The organism is Vibrio coralliilyticus, assembly GCF_024449095.1.
Taxonomy (GTDB): domain Bacteria; phylum Pseudomonadota; class Gammaproteobacteria; order Enterobacterales; family Vibrionaceae; genus Vibrio; species Vibrio coralliilyticus_A.
Map to the genome: position 1 here is coordinate 673,202 of NZ_CP024627.1, position 20,662 is coordinate 693,863.

Below are 20,662 nucleotides of genomic sequence, written 5' to 3' on the forward strand. Positions count from 1 at the left end.
GGTTATTTACCTGTTGGGTTACGGGTATCCTGACCATTATTAAGATTGCGCATTAACAGACCGTATTCTAAGTCCATGTCCTGAGGTACAGGAATGAAGACAAAGTGGCCGTTTCCTTTTGCGTCATCAACGGGTTGTGATTTACGGTTTTCCATCGCTTCGAGGGTAAAGACAACGTTGCCTTTCGGTGTCATAAGCTCAAGGCTGTCACCAACAACGAATTTGTTCTTTACTTCAACTTCAGCCAGATCACCACGACGTTTACCCGTGAACTCACCGACAAATTGCTGAGCATCAGATACGGAGTAACCATAGTCGTAATTTTGGTAAGTATCGTGCGTATGACGACGTAGGAAGCCCTCTGTATAGCCACGGTGAGCTAGGCTCTCAAGTGTGGTCATCAGGCTTTCATCGAATGGCTTGCCCGCGACTGCATCGTCGATCGCTTTACGATAAACCTGAGCGGTACGCGCACAGTAGTAGAATGACTTGGTACGACCTTCAATCTTGAGTGAGTGAACACCCATTTTAGTCAGACGCTCAACGTGCTGAATGGCGCGCAGATCTTTCGAGTTCATGATGTAAGTGCCGTGCTCATCTTCGAAAGCTGCCATCTTTTCTTCTGGGCGGTGGCTTTCAGAAAGCAGTACTACTTCATCGGTTGGTTTACCTAGACCAAGTGTTGCCTCAGGGCGTTCATCTTGCACTTCAACAGCTTGCGCTTCGTTAGGGTCGAAGGCTTCAACGATATCGCCAGAGTCGTTCTCTTTGCCTTTTTCGACGTTGTATTCCCAACGACATGCATTGGTACACGTACCTTGGTTAGGGTCACGCTTGTTGATGTATCCAGATAGGAGACAACGACCAGAGTAAGCCATACATAGAGCACCGTGAACGAACACTTCAAGTTCGGTTTCAGGACAGTGCTCGCGAATTTCTTCGATCTCTTCCAGAGAAAGCTCACGAGAAACAATCACACGTTCAACGCCATTGGCTGCCCAGAATTTAACTGTTGCCCAGTTGACGGCGTTGGCTTGAACTGACAGGTGAATTGGCATCTCTGGGAATGCTTCACGAACCATCATAATCAGACCTGGATCCGACATGATGAGCGCATCAGGGCCCATTTCAACCACAGGCTTCAGGTCACGGATGAAGGTTTTTAGCTTGGAGTTGTGAGGTTGGATGTTACATACCACATAAAGCTTCTTGCCTTGGGCGTGCGCTTCGTCGATACCAATTTTTAGGTTCTCGTGGTTGAACTCGTTGTTACGTACGCGAAGGCTGTAACGAGGCTGGCCTGCGTATACCGCGTCTGCACCATAGGCAAAGGCGTAACGCATATTTTTCAGGCTACCCGCTGGTGACAGTAGCTCAGGTACGAATGCTTTCTCAGTAGTCATGTGTAATTCTCTTAGTCTGATCTCAAGTCAGGTCCATTCCACCTTATGGAATTGGGGCGCAAATTTTACGCCAAAACGTGACCAGTGACTAGAAAAAAGTCCATAACTTAGGTGAGGAGATTACAGGTAGGCGCTCGAACATGTCGAGCACCTAGAGAGGAGGTTAAGTGTTAGGGTGAGGTAAGCCGCCTAAGCTCTCGTATAAGTTTGGCAGGAAGGCGCTTAACTCGCCGCACATGAGTGAGAAGTCAGCGTCAAATCGTGCAGCCTGATCTTCACGAGGAATGTCATCATTCTGATCTTTCAGCTCATCTGAGAATTTAAGGCGTTTGATGCTGCCATCTTCTGCCAGAATGAACTCAATACGCTCTTGCCACCAAAGAGCCAGTTTAGTCACTACCTTATCGGCATCGATGTGGCTGCGAATTTCGTCTGCCGTCAGTTCTTGTTTCTTACAGCGGATCACGCCGCCTTCTTCGAGAACCGACTTGAGCTCAGCTTCGTCCAACATCTGTATCCCAACCGGAGTGTCGCCTGTTTTGACCCATTCAGTTAATGTGGTCTCAACGGCTTTTTCTGGAATGGCTGGCACGACAGGTAGGCTACCCATGGTTTTACGAAGAAGGGCGAGCACATCTTCCGCTTTTTTATAGCTGCTGGCATCGACCAGAATAAAGCCTTCTTTAGGCAGAATAAGAACAAAGGTATGGTTGCTGCGGCTGAATGCGCGCGGTAGCAAATCCATGACAATGTCATCTTTGAGGTTGTCTTTCTCTTTTTTCTTCAGAGGTCGGCCTTCTTGTGCTTCCATCGCCTCAACTTTTGCATTGAGTGATTCTTTGATCACAGACGCTGGCAGCATTTTCTCTTCTTTCTTCGCGCAGATCAGAATGCGGTTTTCAGACACGTGAGTCATCATGTCGCCATGTTTACCCATTGCTGTCACCCAGCCAAACTTTTGTTTGTCCTGACTGCCACAAGGCGTAAAACGAAACTCTTCAAGCTGCTTTTCCAGCTCGTCTGCTTTGAATTCAATATCTCGGTTAAAACGGTAAACCAGACAGTTTTTAAACCACATACACTTTCTCTATACCTGAAGTTAAGGGGCCAATCATAAAGACTTTTGCCGTGCTTGTCCTATTGCAACAGCGCAATAGTGGGATGAAAGTTATATGAAAATTTGTTTTCAAAGGTCACAAAAGTGTCATAATTGATGGTAATAATGCCTATCGTTGCAAAGGGTAAATGCCCGATTAAATTCAACTAACTCAAAGGTTATTCAATTATGTCTAGAAGGATTCTGGTTGTTGAAGACGAAGCACCAATTCGTGAAATGCTTTGCTTTGTTCTTGAGCAAAAAGGTTACCAAGCGGTCGAAGCTGAAGACTACGATAGTGCGGTGACTAAGCTAGCTGAACCCTTCCCAGATCTAGTCCTACTAGATTGGATGCTACCTGGTGGCAGCGGCATCAACTTCATCAAACACATGAAACGTGAAGAGCTGACACGCAACATTCCAGTTGTGATGTTAACAGCACGTGGTGAAGAAGAAGACAAGGTTCGTGGTCTGGAAGTCGGCGCAGATGACTACATTACTAAGCCATTCTCGCCAAAAGAACTGGTGGCGCGTCTTAAAGCGGTAATTCGCCGTGTGACGCCAACGGCACTTGAAGATGTGATTGATGTGCAGGGCTTGAAGCTGGATCCTGTTTCGCACCGCGTAACCGCGAACGATCAGCCACTGGATATGGGTCCAACTGAGTTCAAGATGCTGCACTTCTTTATGACGCACCAAGAGCGCGTTTACAGCCGAGAGCAACTGCTGAACAACGTATGGGGAACCAACGTGTATGTTGAAGACCGTACTGTAGATGTACACATTCGTCGTCTGCGCAAAGCATTAGAAGCGGCAGGCCATGACAAGCTGATTCAGACGGTACGTGGTGCAGGCTACCGTTTCTCAACCAAGGCATAATTTAAATTAACCATCTGGAGAGGTAAGTGGTAGAGCGGTTAACTTGGAAAAAGCTAGCCTGGGAGCTGGCTTTTTTTTACACCCCTTGGGTGATTGTCGGATGGATTTTCGGTCATATGCCGTGGTTGCTTTTAGCGGCCACGGTTTTGCAGCTTGTATGGCATCTTCATAATCAGATGCGCCTTTCGGCGTGGTTGTGGGATGAAAAGCGCCTGACACCGCCATCGGGAAGTGGAAACTGGGAGTCGTTATTTAACGGCATCTATCGCTTGCAGCAGCGCCAGCGCAAAAAGCGCAAAGAGTTGACCAATCTGATTCGCCGATTCCGAAATGGTGCTGAATCCTTACCGGATGCAGTTGTTGTGTTCCGCAGTGAAGGCAATATCGTTTGGTGTAATAAGCTCGCCCAACACTTACTCGGCTTCCGTTGGCCGGACGATTCAGGTCAGCCGATTTCCAACCTTATCCGCACTCCAGATTTCATTAAGTATCTTAATAAACAAGATTTCTCAGAGCCTCTAGAGATGCGTTCTCCACTTAATGTCGAGCGTATGCTTGAGCTGCGTATTGTGCCGTACACTGAAGGTGAGCATCTGATGGTGGTGCGTGATGTGTCTCAGCTTAAGCAGTTGGAAGGCATGCGTCGTAATTTCTTTGCCAATGTTTCTCACGAACTGCGCACGCCAATGACGGTGTTGCAAGGCTATCTGGAAATGACCGAAGACCCGGATATGGTCGTCGGCCCTATGTGGACTAAAGCCCATGGCGTAATGACTGAGCAGCTCAATCGTATGAACAGCTTGGTTAATCAACTGCTCACATTATCTAAGATTGAAGCGGCGCCAATGCATGAACTGGAAGACGTAGTGAATGTCCCAGCAATGCTAGATGTGTTGGAGAAAGAAGCGGCGAGTTTGAGTGGCGATCAGCAGCATAAGCTGAACTTTGATATTGATAACAGCCTGCGTGTACTTGGTGATGAAGACCAACTACGCAGTGCCATTTCAAACTTGGTTTATAACGCAGTGAAATACACACCAGCAGGTGCCGATGTCCGAGTGCGTTGGTATCAGACTGCGCAAGGTGCATGTTTAGAAGTGGAAGATGGCGGTGAAGGTATTGAGCCTCAACATTTACACCGACTCACTGAGCGTTTCTATCGAGTGGATAAAGCGCGTTCAAGAGATACTGGTGGCAGTGGTCTTGGTTTAGCGATCGTCAAACATGCGTTGACGCATCACGATTCGCATCTAGAAATACAGTCTGAAGTCGGTGTCGGCAGTAAATTCTCATTCGTGCTACCACCTCGTTTGGTGGTGAATTAATGAAGTTAGCGCTCACTACTCTTATTATTTCTGCCAGCTTCTCCTTTGGTGCCCAAGCGGCTTCAACGAGCCTATCTGAATATCAAAAAGTGCCCGGTATTACTGGCAGTTTAACCAGTGTTGGTTCTGACACATTAGCCGGCATGACAACCTTGTGGGTAGAAGAGTTTAAGCAGCTTTACCCGAGCGTGAATGGTCAGGTGCAAGCCTCTGGCTCTTCAACGGCTCCTCCAGCGTTAACCGAAGGTACCGCGCAATTTGGCCCAATGAGTCGACCGATGCGAAATCGGGAAATTGAAGCCTTTGAGCGTGAACATGGCTACAAACCCACTGAGCTACGTATTGCGATTGACGCGATCGGTATCTTTGTCCACCGTGATAACCCACTTAAAGGGCTCAACTTCACCCAACTTGATGCTATTTTTTCTGCCACTCTACGTTGCGGTAGCACCCAGCCTGTACTGACTTGGGCGGATTTAGGGCTCGATTATCACTGGGCTAAACGCAGTATACAGCTATTTGGTCGTAACTCGGTCTCGGGGACTTACGGATACTTTAAGAATAATGCGCTGTGTGGTGGGGACTTTAAAAGTAATGTCAATGAACAGCCGGGTTCGGCGTCCGTCGTTCAGTCTGTAGCGTCGGCAATTAACACCATTGGGTACTCAGGTGTTGGCTACCAGGTCTCTGGTGTGAAACTGCTGCCTATTGCTAAACAAGGCGAAAAGTATGTGGAAGCCAGTCAAGAAAACATTCTTACAGGTAAGTACCCACTATCACGCTACCTTTACGTTTATGTGAATAAGAATCCGCATAAGCCCCTTCCTCCAATCGAGAGAGAATTTATTCGCTTTATCTATTCTCAGCAAGGACAAAAGCTAGTTGAGAAAGATGGTTATGTACCTATGTCCGCCGACATTGCGCGTCAAGAGTTAGCCAAGGTTGGTATCGTCGACTGAGTCGATGTTGATAAACTGAGAACGCCCCAATAGTTATCTCATTGCTAGCGGGAGTCATAGCTAAAAGCTAAGCTCCCAGCCTGCCGCCAACCAGTACTCTTGCTCAGTGATCAAATCAGCATGAAGTAATTTATTGTTCTCTAACCACTGTGCGTCATCTGAGTTCAATGTCCATTTCTCGCCATCAATGGTCAGCGCTAATTCTGGTAAGGCATCTTCGCTACGTTGTCCATTGAGTAAAATAGCTAGCCGCAGAATACGAATCAGACCTATGATGTGTTTTTTCTTAAATAAGGCGAACTCTGCCATTTCGTGCAGCTTTAGTGCTTTACGTTGAAAGCGAACCAACATGGCGAGTACGGTTTGTTGTTCGCGGTTAAAACCAGGCATGTAGGTGTGGCGCAGAATGTAAGCAGAGTGGCGATGAAAGGCCTGCAAACTGATACTGAGTCCGACTTCATGAAGTAGAGCACTCCAGTCGAGTAGATCAAACAGCTCAGAGCTTTTTTTGATACCAAGTTGTTGATGAACTTGTTGTAGGAAAGATTGCGCTTGATGTTTAATCTTAGCCGCATGTTCAAGATCAACCAGATGCTTATTCGCCAAGTTTTCTGTGGTTCTCATCCGGATGTCAGAGCGTTTAAAGCCGTCTTCCATCTCAAACAACAGGCCTTCACGTAATGCGCCTTCTGAAAAATGCATTTCATCTATTTTAAGATCTTTGAATATGGCAGCCAGAATAGCCACCCCAGCAGCGAAAACCGGTTTTCTCTCTGGAGTTAAGCCACTCAATTCGATTTCATCAATCACGGACCATTCGCAGAGTTTCTCGATCAGCTTGTCGAGACGCTTTGCAGTGATGATGCAATCTTCAAACCCCATACTCAGCAATACTTCGCGAATAGCTTTGATGGTCCCCGAAGAGCCGAATGCAACTTCCCAACCTTGCTTTCGATAGCGGTGTGCGATGGACTCGATTCGCTGTTCGGCGGCGAGTGTGGCATTAGCAAAGTTTTTGCGTGAAAGTTTACCGTTGGCAAAGTAGAGCTTGGTGAAGCTGACGCAGCCCATTTGTTTGCTGTTGATCAGTTCTGCTTCGAAACCTTTGCCTATGATCATCTCAGTACTACCACCACCAATATCGACCACTAACTTTGAGTCTGATTCTGGTTGAGTGTGTGCCACTCCGAGGTAAATTAGGCGTGCTTCTTCGACGCCGGGGATGATTTCAATCGGAAATGGCAACACTTCTCGCGCGCGTTGAAGGAAAATATGTGCATTGTTTGCTTGACGTAGCGTATGCGTTGCCGCAATACGAACGTTGCTTTCTTCAAAACCTTGTAGGCGCTCAGCAAACATGGCTAAGCATTCTAACCCTCGTTCGATTGAGGCGTTATCTAGGTTCTTTTGAGCATCTAAACCAGCAGCAAGACGTACTCGCTGCTTATGGCGGCTGACCAGTTGCAAATCTTGATCTACTACGCGTGCGACCACCATGTGGAAGCTGTTAGAGCCAAGATCAATCGCGGCAACATCACGAATTTCCGGGGACTGAGTCATGAGTTAGGGACAGTTCTTTACGTTTCTTAGTTTGTTTTTCTACATGTTTAAGATAGTCATAAATGGCAACCTGTGAGCGAACTTTCTTGCGGTTACCTCGCGGAACATAAGTATTGCTCATTTCTTTGTCTATCCAACGGGCTTTTACTGTATCGGTAAACTGGATGTTAATGATATCAATAATTCGCTGTTTAAGACGTTGGTCACGGACTGGAGCGGTGACTTCAATACGATAATCGATGTTACGCGTCATCCAGTCGGCTGAAGAAATGTACACTTGAGGATCACCATCATTATGAGTAATGATGACGCGTGGGTGCTCAAGGAAGCGATCAACAATACTGATGATCTGGATATTGTCGCTCACTCCCTCTACACCTGGGACCAATGAACACATACCACGAATGATCATTTTGATCTCAACTCCGGCAGTACTGGCACCGTAAAGCTTGTTAACAAGCCCTTTATCGACCAAATTGTTTACTTTTAGCGTGATGGCGGCTTTTTTGCCCAACTTCGCATTAGCAATTTCACCATCTATCAGGCGATAGAGCTGCTTGCGCGAGTTACGCGGTGAAACCATTAGATGCTCAAATCTTGCTGGTCGGTATGGGTTTTCGATGTACCCAAAGACATTACGCACTTCATTAGTGATTTCGGGATCTGCAGTGAGTAGAGAGAAGTCGGTGTAAATACGAGCTGTTTTCTCGTGGAAGTTCCCAGTCCCGATATGGGCGTAACGAACGATTTCCTCTTCTTCTCGGCGGCTAATTAGCAGCAACTTAGAGTGGATCTTTAGCCCCGGAGTGCCAAAGATGACTTGTACCCCCGCTTCAGTGAGCACCTTTGACCATTCGATGTTGGCTTCTTCATCGAATCGTGCTTGTAATTCGACCACTACCGTAACTTGTTTGCCGTTATGAACAGCATCGATCAATGAATTCATTAACCGTGAGTCTTTCGCCACTCGGTAGATATTGATTTTGATACTCAGTACTTTAGGGTCAAAAGATGCCTGACGAACCAGCTCTGTGATGTGCTCAAAAGTATGGTAAGGGTAATAAAGTAGAATGTCTTGGTTCTTGATCGCATCAAATTTGTTGGCGTAGCCATCAAAGTCAGCGCACTTTATGGGGGGGAGAGGTTTGTTCTCCAAGTATTCTCGGCCGACATTTGGAAAACCGATGAAGTCTTTGAAGTTATGGTAGCGTCCACCGGGAATCAGACTGTCATAGTTGGAAATTTGCAGCTTGTCACATAGGAATGCCAGCATCTCTTCTGGCATGTTACGCTCATAAACAAAACGGACAGGCATGGCGGTCAGGCGCTGACTCACCCCCTCGGACATTTGTTCTAGTAGGCTATGCTCCACCTCATGACTGAGATCATATTCCGCGTCGCGAGTCATTTTCATCGCGTAACCGTTCAGTTCGTCGTAATCGAAAAAACCACTGAATAACTCATCAAGACAATAACGAATGATATTGTCGAGTAGAATAATGGTCTTACGTCGCTTGCCTTTTTGTTCTGGTACCATCACGAAGCGAGGTAAGTGATCAGTCGGTATCTCGATCAGTGCATATTGATTTTGATCTTGTTTTCGCAGCTCAACTGCGATGTAGGCGTATTCATCTTTGAGAAACTGCAGAACATCAATGTCGTCTCTCATTAATAAAGGTGTGACGTGTGGTAAAACTTGGTTGTGGAAGTATTTTTTGATCCACTTTTCCTGAGATTCATTGAGTTGGGTTTCATTCACCAGAAAAATTCTCCGGCGCGCCATATCACGGATCAGCTCTGCGTACAGCTCATCAAACCGTTCATTGAGCCTGAGTGCTTTGGTTTGCATTTTGGTCAGTAAGTGCTTGGAGTTATCATTTCCTCCCCGCTCTTGGTTGATGAGAATACGACGTTTCACATCGGAAAATCGTACTTTGTAGAACTCGTCTAAGTTGTTGGAAAAAATGCCTAAAAATCGAATTCTTTCAATAAGTGGCACTGTTTTATCTGCGGCCTCTTGGAGCACTCGCTCATTGAAAGACAACCAACTTAATTCTTTTTCAATGTAAAGCTTTTCTGCACTCATACCCTGACCTTTATTGACGAACCTAACTAAATTGCACTGGGAAAAATGGAACTGGTTTAGAAATTAAGGGGTTTGTATGACACTTTTATTGCATGTTCTTATTGCATTATTTTCAGTTGTTTATTGCGATCTGTAATATAATTGTCACCTAATCGACATATTATACATCTGGGTAAATGCAGGTAAGTGAGAGAAATGGCTAAAGCCGAATTTTCATTGCGAGAACGTGATCGAAAGCGACTAATCAAAGATCGTTTAGTTCGGCTAGCGGTATCGACAGGTGGTGTCGGTGTTTTGGCTGCACTGGTATTGATCTTCGTTTATCTAGCAATGATGGTCCTGCCTCTTTTTTCTGATGCTAAGCTAACCCCCAATGTTGCCATCCAACCTATTACGACGGCCGCTCCAGTGGCCGCCGGAATCGATGACTATGGTGAGCACGCTTATGTGGTCTCAAAAGCTGGTTATGTCGATTTTTGGTCGTTGACTCACCAGTCTCCACAATCCAGTTTGTCGGTAGAGCTCGGCTCACAATACACGATTTATACCAATGGCAGTCCAGATCAAGGCTGGTTGGGAGCTGCGACACCCGCAGGTGAGGTTCTGTTGTATCGACCTGAGATGTCGAGCTCTTTACAAGATGATAAACGTACTTTCTCTCCAGAAGTGAATCAGTGGCCATTGGAGTTTGACCTTCAGACGGACTCGGGTTCACAGCTAACATCGTTTGCATTTTCTAAAGCTGAACAGGTGACCTTGGTCGGCCATTACGATGATGATACTGTCCAAATCCGCTGGCGTGATGGTAAACAAGCTCTACAGCAGTTTGAGTTTGCAACCCCTTTTCCCGACTTAGAACAGATTATTCTCACGCCTGATGGAAAGACTCTTTATTTAAGAACTGGCTCTGAACTGGTGGTTGCTCAAAAAGGCTTAGCGAACTTTGTTGTCCGTGAAGTCGTTGATTTGAGCCAAGGAGAGAGCAAGCATGCGGTCACGGACATAAAGCTGTTGTCTGGAGCCTACTCTTTATTGGTCAGTCACCAAGATGGGCTAGTCTCACAGTGGTTTGATGTGTTGAGTGATGGGCAAAGAAACCTCACTCAAATTCGTGACTTTAAACTGGCTTCACAGCTGCAATTCTTACTGCCTGATACTTACCGTAAAGGCTTTTACAGCTTTTATCTTAATGGCACGGTACAGAGTCATTATACGACCAGTGAAAAGCTGGTAATTTTTAAACGTGCCTACGACAAAGCACCGCAACTGGCGGCAATGTCTAACAATGAAAAATACTTGTTGGCACTCTCTGACTCGCAGCTCAGTGTTGCTTATGTGGATAATCCATTCCCAGAAATATCCTTGTCGTCGCTTTGGCAGAAAGTTTGGTATGAGAGTTACCCAGAACCTGAATTTGTTTGGCAAACCACATCGGCAAATGATCAGTTCGAAGCCAAATTTAGTCTTGTACCGATTGCGTTTGGTACGCTAAAAGCGGCGGCGTTTGCCATGATGTTTGCCGTGCCGATTGCGGTTCTTGGCGCTATTTACACCGCCTATTTCATGACGCCATCAATGCGACGAGTGGTGAAACCTTCAATCGAACTGATGGAAGCATTACCAACTGTGATTATCGGATTTCTCGCTGGGTTATGGTTCGCCCCACTTGTGGAAAGCCATTTGGCAGCAGTGGTTTCTTTGATGTTATTTTTACCCATTTCGACCATCGTCATCGGCGCCATATGGCACAAATTACCACGCCGGTGGAGTGGTCGTTTACCGAACGGCCTGCATGCGGTGATTTTGATGCCTGCAATGGTGGTATTTACAGCGGTGATTCTGAGCCAGAGTGGCAATATTGAACAATGGTTGTTCAATGGCGATGTTCGAGCGTATTTAGCTGAGCAGGGAATTGACTTTGATCAACGCAATGCTCTAGTGGTGGGTTTTGCGATGGGGTTTGCGGTTATCCCAACCATTTTCACCATTGCGGAAGATGCGATTTTCTCGGTGCCTAAGCACCTGTCTGATGGATCTTTGGCCTTAGGCGCGACACCCTGGCAAACCCTGATTCATGTCGTGTTGTTGACCGCCAGCCCGGGTATTTTTTCAGCCATTATGATGGGCCTTGGCCGAGCGGTAGGGGAAACCATGATTGTGCTGATGGCTACAGGTAATACGCCAATCATGGATTGGAATATTCTAGAGGGTATGCGCACCCTGTCTGCCACTATCGCAGTTGAAATGCCTGAGTCGGAAGTGGGCAGCTCTCATTATCGAATTCTATTTTTGGCGGCGCTGATTTTGCTGGTGTTTACTTTCGCGGTTAACTCGCTCGCGGAATGGGTTCGTCAAAGGTTAAGGGATAAATATCGTGCGCTGTAATCGAAGTTATCCGAGGGGCATTGAGCGTGTTTAAGTGGCTAAAGTCTGGTTCACCATGGGTCTGGCTAACAGGCGGAGCAGTCAGCATTAGTTTGCTGTCAGTGCTTGGTTTGCTACTGCTTATCGGTTGGAAAGGTTTGTCCTATTTTTGGCCTGCCCCCCTTTACCAGTGGAAAACCGAACAGGGTGATGTCTTGATTGGACAGCTTTACGCCGAAGAATATGTGCCGATCAGCCACTTACGCGAAATGGACATTGCCCTCACTCCTGAAGTCGAGGAGAAAGGCTTAGTTCAGCGACTGAGTATTAAGATTGCCAATCGTGATATTTACCCTGCTGACTTTGTTTCTATTCTGGAAGTCGACTTGCTTGAACGTTCAAAGCCTGAAGGTTGGGCAGTGGTTGAACGGACCCGAGGTGGGGATTTTTACGGTCAACCGAAAGGATATTTTACCTCTGATGGTAAGGTAAGCGAGCAGGCTAAAACCGATGTTGAACGCGCGCTGGTATTTGCCGATAAGCAACGTACTAAAATTGACCGTTTGGTAGAGAAGCAGATCAAAGTGATCAGTGCTCAGGCTGACAGGTTGCGTTTAGAGAAGAAAAGACGTGAACTGAATGGTCGCTTAGATGCCGAATTCATCAAACGTTACGACGCTCAATCGAGCATGTTTAGCCAGCAGCTTGCGGAGATGGAATCACAGCTGGATGCACTGAGATTAGAATTGGCTCAGCAGGGCCTGATTGTCGAAGATATGAAAGGCAATCAATACCGAATCCCTCTCAGCCAAATTTTGGATGTTTGGTATCCAAACCAAATGACGTTGCTAGAAAAAGTCGCTCAGTGGGCACATCAAGCATGGAAGTTCTTATCCGACGATCCGCGAGAATCAAATTCTGAAGGCGGTGTATTCCCTGCCATGTTTGGTACGGTTTTACTGGTGCTGATCATGTCGATTATCGTTATGCCTCTGGGCGTGATTGCGGCGATTTATCTCCATGAGTATGCCAAAAGTAATGCCTTTACACGTTTGATTCGAGTCGCGGTTATTAACCTCGCAGGTGTCCCTTCGATCGTTTACGGTGTGTTTGGCTTAGGCTTTTTTGTCTATACCTTAGGCGGGTCAATTGATGCCTTGTTTTATGAGGAGAAGTTGCCAACGCCGACATTTGGTACGCCGGGTTTACTTTGGTCAGCGCTGACATTGGCGGTGCTGACACTGCCCGTTGTAATTGTGGCTACCGAAGAAGGTTTGACCCGCATCCCAAGTTCCGTCCGTCATGGTTCTTTGGCGCTCGGAGCAACTCAGTTTGAAACAATGTGGCGAATTGTATTGCCAATGGCAAGCCCAGCGATCATTACCGGACTGATTCTGGCCGTTGCCCGTGCTGCAGGCGAAGTAGCGCCTTTGATGCTGGTGGGGGCAGTCAAATTGGCATCTAGCTTGCCGGTTGATAGCCAATTCCCATTTTTGCATCTGGATAGAAAATTCATGCATTTAGGTTTCCACATCTATGATGTTGGTTTCCAAACCACTAATATTGAAAGTGCAAGGCCGTTGGTTTACGCCACGTCGTTCTTGCTGGTGAGTGTCATCGTCGGACTGAACCTGACGGCGATCAGTATTCGCAATAACCTACGCGAGAAATATCGGACTCTGGGGCAAGATTAAGAGATGTTTTCAGTTAATCAGACATTAGGCTATCAAGCGCCATTAGATGTGAACAACCTGAGTGAAGAACAGACTGCAATTGCAATCGAAGATCTGAACCTGTTCTACCAGAATACTCAGGCACTGAGCGATATTTCCATGCGCATTCCTAAAGGTCAGGTGACGGCGTTTATCGGGCCTTCAGGGTGTGGTAAATCAACGCTTTTACGTTGCATCAACCGAATGAATGACCTGGTGGAAGGGTGCCGCGTGGAAGGGAAAGTCAAACTGCATAGTAAAAATATCTACCACCCACAGGTTGATGTAGCAACACTACGTCGCCGGGTCGGGATGGTGTTTCAGCGTCCGAATCCTTTCCCTAAATCAATTTATGAAAACGTCGTATATGGTCTGCGCTTGCAGGGTATTCGCAACAGCCGAGTTCTTGATGATGCTGTTGAGCACTCCCTGCGTGCCGCGGCGCTATGGGAAGAGGTGAAAGACAGGCTACATGAGAATGCGTTTGGTTTGTCTGGTGGTCAGCAGCAGCGTTTGGTCATTGCTCGTGCGATTGCGATTGAACCTGAAGTATTACTTCTTGATGAACCGACCTCGGCACTAGACCCGATTTCCACTCTGACCATTGAAGAACTGATCAATGATCTTAAAACCAAATATACTGTAGTTATTGTTACTCATAACATGCAGCAGGCTGCACGGGTCAGCGATCACACGGCATTTATCCATATGGGTAAGTTGATCGAATACTCAGATACGGATTCGATTTTCACTTCGCCAATGAAAAAACAAACGGAAGACTACATCACAGGTAGATACGGCTAATAAGGGAGATACAGATATTTCATGAACTTTGGACGTCACATATCAGGACAGTTTAATGTCGAATTAGAATCCATCCGAACCCACGTGCTGACGATGGGAGGCTTGGTTGAGCAGCAGTTATCTTTTGCTATGCAGGCACTGCACAAAGAGGACATTGAGCTAGCGCGTAAAGTCGTGCGTGACGATCACAAAGTGAATGCGATGGAAGTCTCTATCGATGAAGCTTGTACGAGAATCATTGCCAAACGTCAGCCTACTGCGAAAGACTTACGCTTGATCATGGCGATCATTAAGACCATCACTGACCTTGAGCGCATTGGAGATGTCGCCACCAAAATGGCTTATGTGGCGATTGAAAGCCCATCATCCAAAGAGCAGATGTTCCAAGTCTCTCTTGAGCCACTTTGTCGTCAGGCAATCGGTATGTTGCATCAGGTTTTAGATGCGTTTGCACGTATGGATGTCGATTCAGCGGCGGAAGTATACAAGCTGGATGACAAAATTGATGCAGAATACGAAGCGGTGATCCGCCAGTTGATGACCTACATGATGGAAGACCCGAAGAACATTCCCCATATCCTGCAAGTGATGTGGTCTGCTCGAGCGATTGAGCGAGTAGGGGATCGCTGCCAAAATATCTGTGAATACATCATCTACTTTGTTAAAGGCAAAGATGTTCGCCACTTGGGCGAACAAAGCATAGATGATGCGCTGCGTTAAATCTGTGGTGATGCGTAGATTACTGGGCGGGTTTTAGTATTTGTCAGGGACAAACGTTTGTTCTTCAATTGGAGCTCGGATGTAGCCTTCTTTGCTCAGTTCAGGCAGCGATATCTCTGGATAAGTAATTTCCTGATAATCAATTTGCTCGAGTAAGTGACTGATACAGTTTAAGCGGGCGCGTTTTTTGTCATCTGAGGGCACGACCCACCATGGGCACTGTTTGGTGTCTGTGTAGGCAAACATTTTATCTTTCGCTTCAGAATATTCCGCCCAGCGATTGCGTGATTCCAAATCCATTGGGCTAAACTTCCAACGTTTAATTGGTGTATTGATTCGCTCTAGGAAGCGCTTTTCTTGCTCTTCATCAGAGACAGAAAACCAATATTTGAGCAAGATGATTCCAGAGCGCTGCAACATACGCTCAAATTCAGGGCAAGATCGCAGAAATTCATCATACTCTTCTTGGGTGCAGAAGTTCATGACTTTCTCGACCCCAGCTCGGTTATACCAACTACGGTCGAAAAGCACGATTTCACCAGCGGCAGGTAGGTGTGCAACGTAACGCTGGAAGTACCATTGGGTCTTTTCTTTCTCTGTTGGGGCGGGAAGAGCAGCAATGCGACAGATACGAGGGTTGAGCTTTTCTGTGATGCGTTTAATCACACCACCTTTTCCGGCAGCATCACGGCCTTCAAAGATAACAACGACCTTAAGGCCTTCTTGCTTAACCCACTGTTGTAGCTTGACTAGTTCAATCTGCAGCCGTGCAAGTTCCTTTTCATAAAACTTCTTATTCAGTTTGCCTTTACTCATAGACCCTCCTTTTGCTATCAAAAGGTTAGCATTTCAAAGCCAAGCTTGAGAGAAGTATCACGAAGAAGTGAGAGCTTTTACTACCTTTTCAATCGCTTGTGGATCCGTGACCGGAACAACAAAGTCATCAATATTCTGATTGCCCATTTTGGCTTGCTCCGCGATGAGCTTCATTTTGCTTGGTCGTGTGGATTTTCCCGATAAATGCACTTCCTGAACAGCAGATTCAGAAACGATCTTGCAGACATTTTCTGCATTTAAGCCAGCGCCTGCCATAATTGAGAAACGATCGTTAGTCAGTTCTACCATATGACGAAGAATATCGATGCCATGTTCTACATTAGTGGCAAGTCCAGATGTGAGAACACGTTCGCAACCAAGTTTAGCAATATCTTCAATAGATCTTTGATAATCGGCGCATTGATCAATCGCGCGATGGAAAGTGACACCTAGGTTGAGCGATTTGGCTTTGTTGATCAGCCGTGTCGCCTTGGTCATATCGATATAGCCATCCTCATTCAAAGTGCCAATGACGACACCTTGTAACTTAGCCGCTGCCGCCGCTTCGATATCAATCAGCATGCTTTCGATCTCTTCATCAGTATAGAGAAAGTCGCCCTGACGAGGACGAATCATGGCATACACAGGTATGGATGAGAGTTTGCCCGCTTGTTTCATCAAACCAAAGCTTGGTGTGAGGCCACCTAGCGATAGTGATGAACAAAGTTCAATGCGGTTTGCTCCTCCTTCAATCGCACGGTGAAGGGATTCAATGTTATCGATACATACTTCGACAATATAATTCATCTCAATTTTCTCATGGCGGCTAGACAGTAGAAATAGTAACTCAGAGGTGAGTAGAGAATTAAGGTAAATGTGGGGCGATTTGTTTTCCCTAAAAAACAAAAAACCTCAGCAATGGCTGCAATGTAGATCAGATAAGGATCGGTTGACCGATCCTTCTGATGAGAGACAATCGGAAATCTGTTTATAGGTCTCCGATTTTTTATGTCTATTCAAAACTTCTTTGCCGACTTCCTTGAAGAAAACCCTGTTGATGTTGCCCAACTCACCACCTTTTCTGAACACATTCCCGATGCGTGGGTAGCTAAAGCAGCCTCACTGTCCGATAAAGCGACTATCCGTCGACGCCGATTACCGAGCGATATGGTGTTGTGGCTGATTGTGGGTATGGCTTTTTTCCGCAATGAACCCATTGCCGAAGTCGCTCGAAGAATGAACGTCTGTGCTGACGGTTTGGCTGATGAAGAGCTATTGGCAAAGAGCGCCTTAACCCAAGCAAGACAACGCTTAGGCAAAGCAGCACCCGAATGGCTGTTTAAGCAATGTGGGAAAACGTGGGGACTTGAGCGATACCCTGATGATACATGGCAAGGCTTACAAGTTTTTGCTGTCGATGGCGCTCTTTTTAGAACGGCTGACACACCAGAATTGAGGGAACATTTTGGCTCTGGAAATACGTCTAGCAACAGACAAACACCTCATCCAGTATTGAGAGTTGTGACTATGATGAATGTTCGCTCTCATGTCATCGTTGATGCGGCGATAAGCCCGTATCGCCGAGGTGAAATTCCTCTAGCGATGCCTTTCATCAACGCTCTACCAGACAACTCAGTGACGTTACTGGATAAAGGTTTTTATGGTGCAGATTTACTCCTTTCTCTGCAAAACAGTGGAATAAATAGACACTGGCTTCTCCCTGCAAGGAAAGGAGTCAAATATACTCTACTGGATGATAAAGAAAGCTGTGACATGCTGGTGGAGATGAATGTCTCACCGCAGGCTCGTAAAAAGAACCCTAGTCTTCCAGAGAAATGGACAGTCAGAGCCGTCAGTTATGAGGTGCAAGGTAAATCCAAAACGGTGTTTACCTCGCTTCCTAGAGAGCAGTATGACGCCCAATCTGTGGCAGAGCTTTATCATGAAAGATGGGAGATCGAACTAGGTTATCGTGACATTAAGAGTTCGATGCAACACAACGCTTTAGTACTGAGAAGCAAAACAGTCGAACTTGTCTACCAAGAGCTCTGGGGGCTACTACTTGGTTATAACTTGGTAAGGCGAGAAGCAAGTCAAGCCGCAGTAGAGCACGGACGATTACCTAATGAAATCAGTTTTAAGTACGCTTGCCAGTTTATAGCCAGCCAGCTCAAAATGATGAGTAAAGCGGTGTCTTTAGGTAACACGCCGAAACGCTTAAAGAGCCTTCGAGGAGATTTATCTGTCCTCTTTATAGACAAACGCCCTAAGCCAAATCGGCCTAGGGCGGTAAAAATATCAAAGACCCGATACCCTGTAAATCGCTACGCAGCTCCTCTTAAGTGAACTACGTTGCAGCAATGGCTGAGGTTTCATATATCTTTTAACGTGTTGTTATGCTGCGTCTTCTTGAGCAGAATCTTCTTCAGCGTCTTCAACCGCTTCAATTTTCTTTTTCTTTGGTGCTGGTTTGCGTTTAGCTCCCAAAGCGAAAAGCACTTCTTCTTTGTTTTGTGCCAGGAACATAGCCAAGTCTTCTTGCTTGCCTTCATCTTCCAGCAACTCACTTTTACCTAGCAGCTCAAAAAGCTCATCAGCCATATCAAGCATTTTATCATAGGCGTCAGCTTCCGCTTTAGAGGTAAAAGTCATTTTCTCTTCTCCGTTGCGTTCTACCACGTACTTGACGATTACAGCCATGGTTGGTCCTCTAACTCAAAAATTAATGAAATGTATTACTGTCTGTTTATACAGATTTTGAGCGATTAAGTCCAGATAGCCAGCCCAACTCTGAGAGCTGGAAAGTGTGTTAGCTGATAGAGTGAGCAATGGTTGATTATCTAAGCAATCTTTACTTGATTTTTCAGGTTATTAGCCTTTGCCTGATGTCTGTTCTTTGTATTGCCAGTTATGGCAGAAGTTGATGAAAGACTTGAGTAATGGGCTCTGATATTTTTCCTTGTGCACTAGTAACCAGAAACGCCTTTTCATATCTAGAGGCAAAGTCAGTTCGATGACTCGACCATCTCGGATCGCTGGCTCTGCTGATAGGCGAGATAAACAGCCGAGCCCAAGGCCAGCGGAAACACTATTGATTAGTGCTTCAGTGGTGTTGAGTTGAAACGCTTCTTGCCACTGCTCAAGGCGTGGTGCAATCACACGTAAGAAAAACTCACGTGAGCCTGAGCCGGGCTCGCGTAGAATCCATTCGCTATTTTCGAGTTGACCAATTGGGTGCTGAGGTGACTTAGCAAATGGTGAATTCGGTGCGCAGATGACACACATTTCATCTTGGCCAAACTGAGTAGAAATTAGCTGAGGGTGTAAGGTTTTCCCCTCAATCATTGCCAGATCGAGTTCATAGTCGACCAGTTTCTCGCAGATCAACGCAGAGTTCGCAATGAATAAACTCTGAGCTTTATGACTGGTTTGCTGGCGAAATTTACTGAGCATGTAAGGTGCGACTTGATTACCGATCGTATCACTAGCACCGATTCTGAGTAGCCCCCTGAGGGGTTGGTCTCCGTCAAACAGTTGGTCGATATCTTGAGCTCTATGCAGTAGTTCATCTGCCAACGGCAGCAGTTTTTGCCCCTCTTGGTTGAGAATAAGGCGGTTGTTAACTCGATCAAATAAAGAGTTACCAAGCTGTCTCTCAAGTTCTGACAACGCCATGCTAACCGCGGCTTTGGATAAGAACAGTGCTTCCGAGGCGGCAGTCAACGTGTCGTGCTGAGTAATGGCAATGAACACTTTTAACTGTTTGAGAGAAATATTGGCAGCCATAATTATAACGTTTAACTATTTTGAACAAGTGTTTTAAATAATTAGATATATACGAACGTTTAGCAAGCGTAATATTGCCTCTGTAAAAGAAAGAGTGTGAGGCAATCATGATTCAAGCGACAAAAGCAAAAGTGATGGGTGCACCGACACCTATGGCAGGATTAGCGCTGGGGATTGCCAGTTTAGGCTGGTGTTGGGAGAACTTTGCGTCTTTGCATGGTTACGGCCAATGGGCTGGAGCTGCGCTAGCCAGTGTGTTGCTTATCGTTTTGGCAGTAAAGTTTTTATTTCATCGACATTTATTGAGTCAAGATCTGGCCCATCCTGTGGTGGGCAGTGTGGTTCCGACATTTGCAATGGGCACCATGGTGGTGTCTCACTCACTCGGCCATTTTTCCCCAGTGATGGGAGATGCGCTTTGGTTAGGGGCGGTCGGGCTGCATATTATTTTTCTTGTTAGCTTTGTTTATCACCGCGCTCAGGAATTTGAACTTCATCATATGGTACCAAGCTGGTTTGTGCCGCCAGTGGGGATTATTGTCGCGGATGTGTCGTTTTCGGGTAATCCGGATCTTGCGATGATAGCACATGGTGCATTAGTTTTTGGCATGCTGGCGTATGCCGTTATGCTACCAATGATGCTTTATCGTTTTATGTTTACCCGCCAGGTGCCTGATGCGGCGAAACCAACCTTGGCGATTATGGCGGCCCCCGCGAGTTTATCCTTAGCTGGTTATCTGACGGTGTCAGCGCAGCCCTCGCCTGTGATTGTTGGCTTGTTGTTTGGCATCGGGGTTTTGATGACTGCGATCATTTATCTCTCGTTTTTCAGACTATTACGGCTACCGTTTAGTCCAGGTTACGCCGCGTTTACTTTCCCAATGGTCATTGGTTCAACAGCATTATTTAAGTTGGCAGGATGGATGCAACAGATCGGTGTTGAGGCTCATTATGTCGATCAAGTGCAAATGTTAGCGAGCTTTGAGCTGATAGTCGCGACCGGGGTTGTGGGATATGTCGCATGGCGTTACTTCAGTTTCTATCAGCCTCACAAAGTCATAGTGCGTAATGCGTAGCCTTTTGATGCATTGATAGGCGTATAATGATCAAGAAAGTGATGCACTTATGCTAATCTCAACCCAATTGTGGCAA

17 protein-coding genes are annotated in these 20,662 nt (G+C 46.3%); 9 read left to right on the forward strand and 8 right to left on the reverse strand.

All coding sequences use genetic code 11. The features are described from left to right. Positions 1 to 2 precede the first annotated feature (2 nt). Positions 3 to 1,403 carry a prephenate-dependent tRNA uridine(34) hydroxylase TrhP gene (gene trhP, locus CTT30_RS03090; RefSeq protein ID WP_171341252.1) on the reverse strand — a complete coding sequence of 467 codons (1,401 nt, stop codon included), beginning with the start codon at positions 1,401 to 1,403 and terminating at the stop codon, positions 3 to 5. 163 nt (positions 1,404 to 1,566) lie between these two features. Next, positions 1,567 to 2,481: a recombination-associated protein RdgC gene (gene rdgC, locus CTT30_RS03095; protein WP_252036005.1), complete on the reverse strand. Its 915-nt coding sequence runs from the start codon at positions 2,479 to 2,481 to the stop codon at positions 1,567 to 1,569. Positions 2,482 to 2,688: 207 nt separating this feature from the next. On the opposite strand from rdgC, the gene phoB reads away from it, so the two are divergent. The 3 genes from phoB to CTT30_RS03110 are packed head-to-tail and all read left to right on the forward strand — an operon-like array spanning position 2,689 to position 5,662. After that, complete coding sequence (phoB, locus tag CTT30_RS03100; protein WP_006959748.1) at positions 2,689 to 3,378, forward strand: phosphate regulon transcriptional regulator PhoB; 690 nt, start codon at positions 2,689 to 2,691, stop codon at positions 3,376 to 3,378. Positions 3,379 to 3,404: 26 nt separating this feature from the next. Continuing rightward, positions 3,405 to 4,703 carry a phosphate regulon sensor histidine kinase PhoR gene (phoR, locus tag CTT30_RS03105; RefSeq protein WP_006959747.1) on the forward strand — a complete coding sequence of 433 codons (1,299 nt, stop codon included), beginning with the start codon at positions 3,405 to 3,407 and terminating at the stop codon, positions 4,701 to 4,703. Next, positions 4,703 to 5,662 carry a PstS family phosphate ABC transporter substrate-binding protein gene (locus CTT30_RS03110; protein WP_252036006.1) on the forward strand — a complete coding sequence of 320 codons (960 nt, stop codon included), beginning with the start codon at positions 4,703 to 4,705 and terminating at the stop codon, positions 5,660 to 5,662. The genes phoR and CTT30_RS03110 overlap by 1 nt, the downstream gene beginning before the upstream one ends. A 60-nt stretch (positions 5,663 to 5,722) precedes the next feature. Here the strand turns inward: CTT30_RS03110 and ppx are convergent, their stop codons facing one another. Together ppx and ppk1 are read right to left on the reverse strand one after the other, a co-directional pair. Continuing rightward, on the reverse strand, positions 5,723 to 7,222 hold the full coding sequence (gene ppx / locus CTT30_RS03115; RefSeq protein WP_252036007.1) for an exopolyphosphatase: 1,500 nt from the start codon (positions 7,220 to 7,222) through the stop codon (positions 5,723 to 5,725). Next, complete coding sequence (gene ppk1 / locus CTT30_RS03120) at positions 7,197 to 9,308, reverse strand: polyphosphate kinase 1 (protein ID WP_252036008.1); 2,112 nt, start codon at positions 9,306 to 9,308, stop codon at positions 7,197 to 7,199. The genes ppx and ppk1 overlap by 26 nt, the downstream gene beginning before the upstream one ends. A 195-nt stretch (positions 9,309 to 9,503) precedes the next feature. Between ppk1 and CTT30_RS03125 the strand changes: the two genes are divergently transcribed. Genes CTT30_RS03125 through phoU form a run of 4 tightly spaced genes read left to right on the forward strand, consistent with a single transcriptional unit; the run spans position 9,504 to position 14,908 of the window. Beyond that, positions 9,504 to 11,693 carry an ABC transporter permease subunit gene (locus CTT30_RS03125; protein ID WP_252036009.1) on the forward strand — a complete coding sequence of 730 codons (2,190 nt, stop codon included), beginning with the start codon at positions 9,504 to 9,506 and terminating at the stop codon, positions 11,691 to 11,693. A 26-nt stretch (positions 11,694 to 11,719) separates the two neighbouring features. Then, positions 11,720 to 13,366: a phosphate ABC transporter permease PstA gene (gene pstA, locus CTT30_RS03130; protein ID WP_252036010.1), complete on the forward strand. Its 1,647-nt coding sequence runs from the start codon at positions 11,720 to 11,722 to the stop codon at positions 13,364 to 13,366. Between the two features lie 3 nt (positions 13,367 to 13,369). Then, positions 13,370 to 14,188, forward strand: a complete 819-nt coding sequence (gene pstB, locus CTT30_RS03135; protein ID WP_239837446.1) for a phosphate ABC transporter ATP-binding protein PstB — start codon at positions 13,370 to 13,372, stop codon at positions 14,186 to 14,188. Positions 14,189 to 14,209: 21 nt separating this feature from the next. Further along, positions 14,210 to 14,908: a phosphate signaling complex protein PhoU gene (phoU, locus tag CTT30_RS03140; protein ID WP_045976565.1), complete on the forward strand. Its 699-nt coding sequence runs from the start codon at positions 14,210 to 14,212 to the stop codon at positions 14,906 to 14,908. Between the two features lie 33 nt (positions 14,909 to 14,941). On the opposite strand, the gene ppk2 is transcribed toward phoU, so the two are convergent. Together ppk2 and CTT30_RS03150 are read right to left on the reverse strand one after the other, a co-directional pair. Continuing rightward, on the reverse strand, positions 14,942 to 15,724 hold the full coding sequence (gene ppk2 / locus CTT30_RS03145) for a polyphosphate kinase 2 (RefSeq protein ID WP_239837447.1): 783 nt from the start codon (positions 15,722 to 15,724) through the stop codon (positions 14,942 to 14,944). Positions 15,725 to 15,781: 57 nt separating this feature from the next. Beyond that, positions 15,782 to 16,531: a copper homeostasis protein CutC gene (locus CTT30_RS03150; RefSeq protein WP_252036011.1), complete on the reverse strand. Its 750-nt coding sequence runs from the start codon at positions 16,529 to 16,531 to the stop codon at positions 15,782 to 15,784. A gap of 201 nt (positions 16,532 to 16,732) precedes the next feature. Between CTT30_RS03150 and CTT30_RS03155 the strand changes: the two genes are divergently transcribed. After that, entirely contained in the window at positions 16,733 to 18,070 is a 1,338-nt protein-coding gene (locus tag CTT30_RS03155) for an IS4 family transposase (RefSeq protein ID WP_252036957.1), read from the forward strand. Positions 18,071 to 18,118: 48 nt separating this feature from the next. Here the strand turns inward: CTT30_RS03155 and CTT30_RS03160 are convergent, their stop codons facing one another. Beyond that, positions 18,119 to 18,424, reverse strand: coding sequence for a YebG family protein (locus tag CTT30_RS03160; RefSeq protein ID WP_006959731.1), 306 nt, complete (start codon positions 18,422 to 18,424; stop codon positions 18,119 to 18,121). A 171-nt stretch (positions 18,425 to 18,595) separates the two neighbouring features. Next, positions 18,596 to 19,510, reverse strand: a complete 915-nt coding sequence (locus CTT30_RS03165; RefSeq protein ID WP_252036013.1) for a LysR substrate-binding domain-containing protein — start codon at positions 19,508 to 19,510, stop codon at positions 18,596 to 18,598. Positions 19,511 to 19,617: 107 nt separating this feature from the next. Here CTT30_RS03165 and CTT30_RS03170 point away from each other — a divergent pair, with 107 nt between their 5' ends. Beyond that, on the forward strand, positions 19,618 to 20,586 hold the full coding sequence (locus tag CTT30_RS03170) for a TDT family transporter (protein WP_252036014.1): 969 nt from the start codon (positions 19,618 to 19,620) through the stop codon (positions 20,584 to 20,586). Positions 20,587 to 20,662 lie beyond the last annotated feature (76 nt).

Bases quoted from the DNA above. Each gene is read 5' to 3' on its own strand.
- ppk1 (WP_252036008.1), bottom strand. From the start codon at position 9,308: ATGAGTGCAGAAAAGCTTTACATTGAAAAAGAATTAAGTTGGTTGTCT.
- ppk2 (WP_239837447.1), bottom strand. From the start codon at position 15,724: ATGAGTAAAGGCAAACTGAATAAGAAGTTTTATGAAAAGGAACTTGCA.
- phoU (WP_045976565.1), top strand. From the start codon at position 14,210: ATGAACTTTGGACGTCACATATCAGGACAGTTTAATGTCGAATTAGAA.
- CTT30_RS03165 (WP_252036013.1), bottom strand. From the start codon at position 19,510: ATGGCTGCCAATATTTCTCTCAAACAGTTAAAAGTGTTCATTGCCATT.
- CTT30_RS03160 (WP_006959731.1), bottom strand. From the start codon at position 18,424: ATGGCTGTAATCGTCAAGTACGTGGTAGAACGCAACGGAGAAGAGAAA.
- phoB (WP_006959748.1), top strand. From the start codon at position 2,689: ATGTCTAGAAGGATTCTGGTTGTTGAAGACGAAGCACCAATTCGTGAA.
- ppx (WP_252036007.1), bottom strand. From the start codon at position 7,222: ATGACTCAGTCCCCGGAAATTCGTGATGTTGCCGCGATTGATCTTGGC.
- CTT30_RS03150 (WP_252036011.1), bottom strand. From the start codon at position 16,531: ATGAATTATATTGTCGAAGTATGTATCGATAACATTGAATCCCTTCAC.
- CTT30_RS03170 (WP_252036014.1), top strand. From the start codon at position 19,618: ATGATTCAAGCGACAAAAGCAAAAGTGATGGGTGCACCGACACCTATG.
- CTT30_RS03125 (WP_252036009.1), top strand. From the start codon at position 9,504: ATGGCTAAAGCCGAATTTTCATTGCGAGAACGTGATCGAAAGCGACTA.
- trhP (WP_171341252.1), bottom strand. From the start codon at position 1,403: ATGACTACTGAGAAAGCATTCGTACCTGAGCTACTGTCACCAGCGGGT.
- pstB (WP_239837446.1), top strand. From the start codon at position 13,370: ATGTTTTCAGTTAATCAGACATTAGGCTATCAAGCGCCATTAGATGTG.
- rdgC (WP_252036005.1), bottom strand. From the start codon at position 2,481: ATGTGGTTTAAAAACTGTCTGGTTTACCGTTTTAACCGAGATATTGAA.
- CTT30_RS03155 (WP_252036957.1), top strand. From the start codon at position 16,733: ATGTCTATTCAAAACTTCTTTGCCGACTTCCTTGAAGAAAACCCTGTT.
- CTT30_RS03110 (WP_252036006.1), top strand. From the start codon at position 4,703: ATGAAGTTAGCGCTCACTACTCTTATTATTTCTGCCAGCTTCTCCTTT.